We start from the raw sequence: 4,749 nt of genomic DNA, 5'->3' as shown, positions 1-4,749 counted from the left end.
GAGGTCGTTATGGGTTTTTTTTGTGTTTTCAGCTAGGTGTTGCACTTAATATTACAATTCGTCGTATCTAAAAATGGAACGGAAAAAGGATATACCTTGTATTTAATAGGGTTATAAATTAATAGATTTAATCTTAAATCAAAAAGAAGGAGGGAGACGATGAGAGAAAGAACTCGCATTTTAATAGGGATGTTGCTAGCATGTCTCTACATTTCCCCAATGGTCTTACTTGGGGAACATGCTCATGTTCGTATTCATGATAATTTAGATTCGAATATCGTTTGGTACAAAACATTGGTCGATACGAATAGTATTTATGCAAGCCTTCAAGCGACTGTTCCTGACTTATTAAGTGGGGTTGTCTCAAGAAATGCCTTTGTCAGCGAATTTACGGCTATCATTTGGCTGTATCAATGGTTCTCGCCGTTTACGGCATATGTAATCAGTCAAACACTGGTCCGAATCTTTGCTTTTTTAGGAATGTACCTATTGTTACGTGATTATGCGAAAGGTGTTATTCCTAAATCATATACTTTATGGGTGGCGGTTTTATTTTCTTGGACTCCATTCTGGCCATCAGGCATGCTCAGTACGCTTGGGATGCCGCTCTTATTGTGGGCGTACTGGAATATCTGGCGTGGCCGAAAGATAAAGTTGAGTGCGTTAATACTAATTTTGGTTCCATTCTATTCTAGCTTTGTGTTAGGAATCATTTTCTTTTTAGCAACGCTTGCCCTCTACCATGTGATGAAGGAAATCCGCGAACGTAGTTTTCATAGTCGCTTTTGGATCGTATATTGTTTACAAGTCTTATTATATTTACTAATTGAATATCGATTGGTCTTCTCGATGTTGTGGGAGGAAGAACCTACCAGTCGAAATGACTTCGAGACGGGAAACAACGGCTTTTGGTCCAGTATCCGTTTGTTTTTTAAAAATTTGATGTTCGGTCATACACATGATCGGGCGGTTCAGTCGCCCATTATCCTACTAACACTCTTGATTATCGGATTTTTAGTATTCCGTCAAAAAGATCATGCAGCAAAGCGAATTCGAACTTTAATGTGGTTTGTTTTTGGTTTATCACTTTGGTATGCATTTTGGTTCTATGAGGGATGGAACCCGTTAAAGCAACAGGTCTCTCTCATCAGAACTTTCAATTTCTCCCGATTCCACTTTCTTCAACCCATGTTGTGGTATGCATTGTTTTACTTGATGCTCGATTGGTTATGGAGAACATCTAAACGAAAATGGGTGATTTGCCTGCTAATAGCCCAAACCTTTGTCTTGCTCGCATGGAATCCCGAGTTCCTTTATCGTCATCATCCATCCTATGAGGCATTTTATGCGACTTCTCAGTTCTCTGATATCAAACGGTTTATTGACAAACCTACAAAAGATTACCAGGTTGCCTCTATTGGAATGCACCCTGCGATCGCTCAGTACAATGGGATGCAGACTGTGGATGGCTATGTGAACTTTTATCCGCTATGGTATAAAGCTTCCTTCCGAAAGGTGATTGCTGAAGAACTAAATAAAAGTGATCTATTGCAACGTTATTTTGATACGTGGGGAAATCGAGTTTATTTGTTTTCTTCCGAGCTCGGTAAAGAATACGAATACACGAAGAAACACCAAGTTCCAATTCAACATTTGTCCATCAATACAGCACAGTTGAAGCAGATAGGTGCAACATATCTCTTATCTGCTGTACCAATCAAAAATGCTGCAGCGATTGGATTGCAGTACGAAAGAACGTTCGAAGATCAGCATTCCGCTTGGAAGATTCGGTTGTACCGTATTCAAGCTACTACAGAGAGCACGAAGTAATTTCGTTCATGGAGGAGTAATGATATGACAATGACGAAGACACCTACGCTAGGTGTAATAATTCCATGCTATAACGAGACGGAAGTATTACGCTTGACGGTCCGTACGATGCACCGTTTTTTAACAGAGTGGCGAGAAAGACACCTCATTTCTGAGGACTCCTTTGTCTTATTCGTAGATGATGGAAGTAAAGATGATACCTGGTCTCAAATCGAAGATGTCCATGCACAGGATGGTCGGTTTAGAGGATTAAAATTAGCTCACAACGTTGGACATCAAAATGCTTTGTTCGCGGGTCTTGTCGAAGGACACACACATGCAGATTGTGTTGTGTCGATGGATGCAGACCTTCAAGATGACGTAAAAGTAATCGAGCAGTTCTTGGGTGAATTTGCGAAAGGGAATGATATTGTCTATGGCGTACGAGAAGATCGTCAGACCGATAGTTGGTTTAAACGGTCCACTGCTCAAGGTTTTTATCGCTTCATTGACTGGCTAGGTGTAGAAACCATTTTCAATCATGCAGACTATCGTCTCATGAGCAAACGAGCCGTCGAAACGCTTTGTGCACATCCGGAACGTAATCTCTTTTTGCGAGGAATGGTGCCTTCCCTTGGTTTCCAAACAACAGAAGTGACCTACACACGTCAAGCACGTCAAGCAGGGGAATCGAAATACCCATTACGGAAGATGATGGCTCTTGCATGGGACGGGGTAACCTCATTTAGTGTCCGCCCGATTAAGCTGTTATTTTTAGTCTCACTGTTTATGCTCTTCGTCTCGGTCGGATTTGTCGGGTATGCCCTTTATCGCAGATATGAAGGAGAGGCAATGGATGGATGGACGTCATTAATGATGTCCATCTGGTTCATCGGGGGACTTCAGTTACTCGGGATCGGACTGATAGGTGAATATATCGGTAAAATCTATCAGGAAGTCAAGCGGCGTCCTCGTTATGTCGTCGAGAAAAAACGAGAATGATGACCTTCCTTCGTTTCTTATTAGTAGGAATCCTCAATACGTTGGTTGGTCTGACGTTGACATTGTTTTGTTTTCATGTCTTGCATACTGGTTATTGGGGAGCGACGGCTATTGGGAATGCATGTGGTGTTTGGATCAGCTACATGCTCAATCGCCGTTTTACCTTTCGCCAAGAGGCAGGAGGGTTGTCCTATTGGATCCGTTTTTTAATCGTCGTTTCCATCAGCTACCTCATTGCCTATCGTTTTAGTCTATGGGGAGTCCATTACCTTTTACCAAATCTACAAGAGACTGGCGCAATTCTAATCGGGATGGTCATCTATACGGGATTAAATTATCTTGGTCAGTCTTATTGGGTATTTCGCAAATCGTAAAAAAACAAGCTATCTAAATAGGTGGCTTGTTTTTTTATATCTAAATTGCTCTTGCGAAAGAATAGTAGCAGATTAAAAGGCTGATAAATCAATTTGTAATATTGTTACATTCATTCAATTTTCTTCTTAAAATTAAGATATTTATTTTGTCTGGACATCCTACATATTCTATAATAAAAAAAGTTGTAAAACTGTATTATATCGAAAAGAATGATTTGTTATATGCCGACAGATATGGTTCATTGTAGAGCGCAAGGAGGACTCTTATATTTATGAGAATAAACGTATCGACCGATTATGCCATCCGTACACTGTTGTTTGCTGGGACACACCCTTCACGATTAGTGACAGTGAAAGAAGTAGCAGAGGCTCAACGCATCTCGGAAAATCATCTAATGAAAATTGTTTGGATCCTGAGTAAGCTAGACCTTCTTCACACTATTCGTGGAAGGGGAGGTGGATTTAAGTTAGCAAAACCAGCTACTCAAATTAAAGTGAGCGAAGTCGTTTTACAATTTGAAAAGATGACGCATTACACAGATGTAGAACGTAGCTATATAGGTGGATATGCCATCCCTTACGTAATGGATAAAGCCTATTCCTTATTCATTGACTCCCTCCATTCCACTACATTGAATGATTTATTGATAATTGAGTCGCAAAAGAACAATAAAAATGATGTGTATGAGAAATCTAGGTCACGGACTTAACTTCCATATAAGCCATATAAACGAATCTCTGCTTCTACTTGTAGGAGTTAATTACGGCTAAGAAAAGATAAGTGATTTTTATTTAGTCGAGTTAGTCTGTAGTTGTTTCTGATCGATAAAGTAAAAAGTCGCCGTGTTTAAAATAATAAAAAGCAGTCCTCGTCATATAAAGACAGGGACTGCTTTTTATTGGTCAGTTATATAGCAAAGAAACTCTAAAATTCTTAAAAAATAGGAAGAAACAAAAAAGCGATAGTTAAAAATAAAGTACCTTAAAACAAACATACGTTCGTTTTAAGGTACAATTTAAACAAAGGTTTGTCTACTCAATTTTCATAATATTAGTATAATCCACATTAAAAGATAAGTCTATATCTTATTAATCATCTTATCTATAGTAAAGCTACAAAAGGAAGACGCTATTCCTTATTTATTTGAGAGGAGTTATTATGAACAAAATTTATTGGAATTCGAATGTGAAAGTCAGACTAGTAGGAGAAGGATTATTTAATTTATTATTTTGGATGTACTTTCCTTTTCTGACGGTCTACTTTGGTCAAAAACTTGGCTTACAGACTGCTGGATTAATAATGGCACTACCGCCCTTACTAAGTATCATCGGAAGTTTAATAGGAGGAAGCGTTGCGGATACGTTAGGGAGGCGTCCTGTCATGCTGATCGGAACATTTTTGCAAATGAGTATGTTTATTCTATTTGCCGTCTCCTCCTCTCCTTGGATCGATTATGTTGCATTCATTGGAATCGGGATAGGGGCAGCATTTTATCGACCCGCAAGTTCAGCGATGGTAGCGGACACGGTACCAAAGGATGAATTGCGACAGGTGTACGCGACA

General features: G+C 39.4%; 5 protein-coding genes. All 5 read left to right on the top strand.

Annotated elements, in window-relative coordinates:
• The first annotated feature begins 159 nt into the window (after positions 1-159).
• On the top strand, positions 160-1,830 hold the full coding sequence (locus tag ASF99_RS00695; RefSeq protein ID WP_055966535.1) for a DUF6044 family protein: 1,671 nt from the start codon (positions 160-162) through the stop codon (positions 1,828-1,830).
• 30 nt (positions 1,831-1,860) lie between these two features.
• Complete coding sequence (locus ASF99_RS00690) at positions 1,861-2,811, top strand: glycosyltransferase family 2 protein (protein WP_053451952.1); 951 nt, start codon at positions 1,861-1,863, stop codon at positions 2,809-2,811.
• A complete protein-coding gene (locus tag ASF99_RS00685) occupies positions 2,808-3,185 on the top strand; it encodes a GtrA family protein (protein ID WP_053451870.1) in 378 nt (125 codons plus the stop codon). Before ASF99_RS00690 ends, ASF99_RS00685 begins: the two co-directional genes overlap by 4 nt.
• Positions 3,186-3,457: 272 nt before the next feature.
• Positions 3,458-3,895 (top strand): RrF2 family transcriptional regulator, encoded by a 438-nt coding sequence (locus ASF99_RS00680; RefSeq protein ID WP_055966533.1) that lies wholly within the window; start codon positions 3,458-3,460, stop codon positions 3,893-3,895.
• A 449-nt stretch (positions 3,896-4,344) separates the two neighbouring features.
• Positions 4,345-4,749: MFS transporter (locus ASF99_RS17530; RefSeq protein ID WP_235515855.1), on the top strand; the 405-nt coding region annotated here is incomplete at its 3' end.

Origin of the sequence: Exiguobacterium sp. Leaf187, from assembly GCF_001423925.1 — a bacterium.
In the GTDB taxonomy this organism is placed as follows: Bacteria; Bacillota; Bacilli; order Exiguobacteriales; family Exiguobacteriaceae; genus Exiguobacterium_A; species Exiguobacterium_A indicum.
This window is presented reverse-complemented; position numbering and strand designations above follow the sequence as displayed.

Excerpts from the sequence above, each read along its gene's own strand:
- ASF99_RS00690 (WP_053451952.1), top strand. The coding sequence starts at position 1,861 with ATGACGAAGACACCTACGCTAGGTGTAATAATTCCATGCTATAACGAG.
- ASF99_RS00695 (WP_055966535.1), top strand. The coding sequence starts at position 160 with ATGAGAGAAAGAACTCGCATTTTAATAGGGATGTTGCTAGCATGTCTC.
- ASF99_RS00680 (WP_055966533.1), top strand. The coding sequence starts at position 3,458 with ATGAGAATAAACGTATCGACCGATTATGCCATCCGTACACTGTTGTTT.
- ASF99_RS00685 (WP_053451870.1), top strand. The coding sequence starts at position 2,808 with ATGATGACCTTCCTTCGTTTCTTATTAGTAGGAATCCTCAATACGTTG.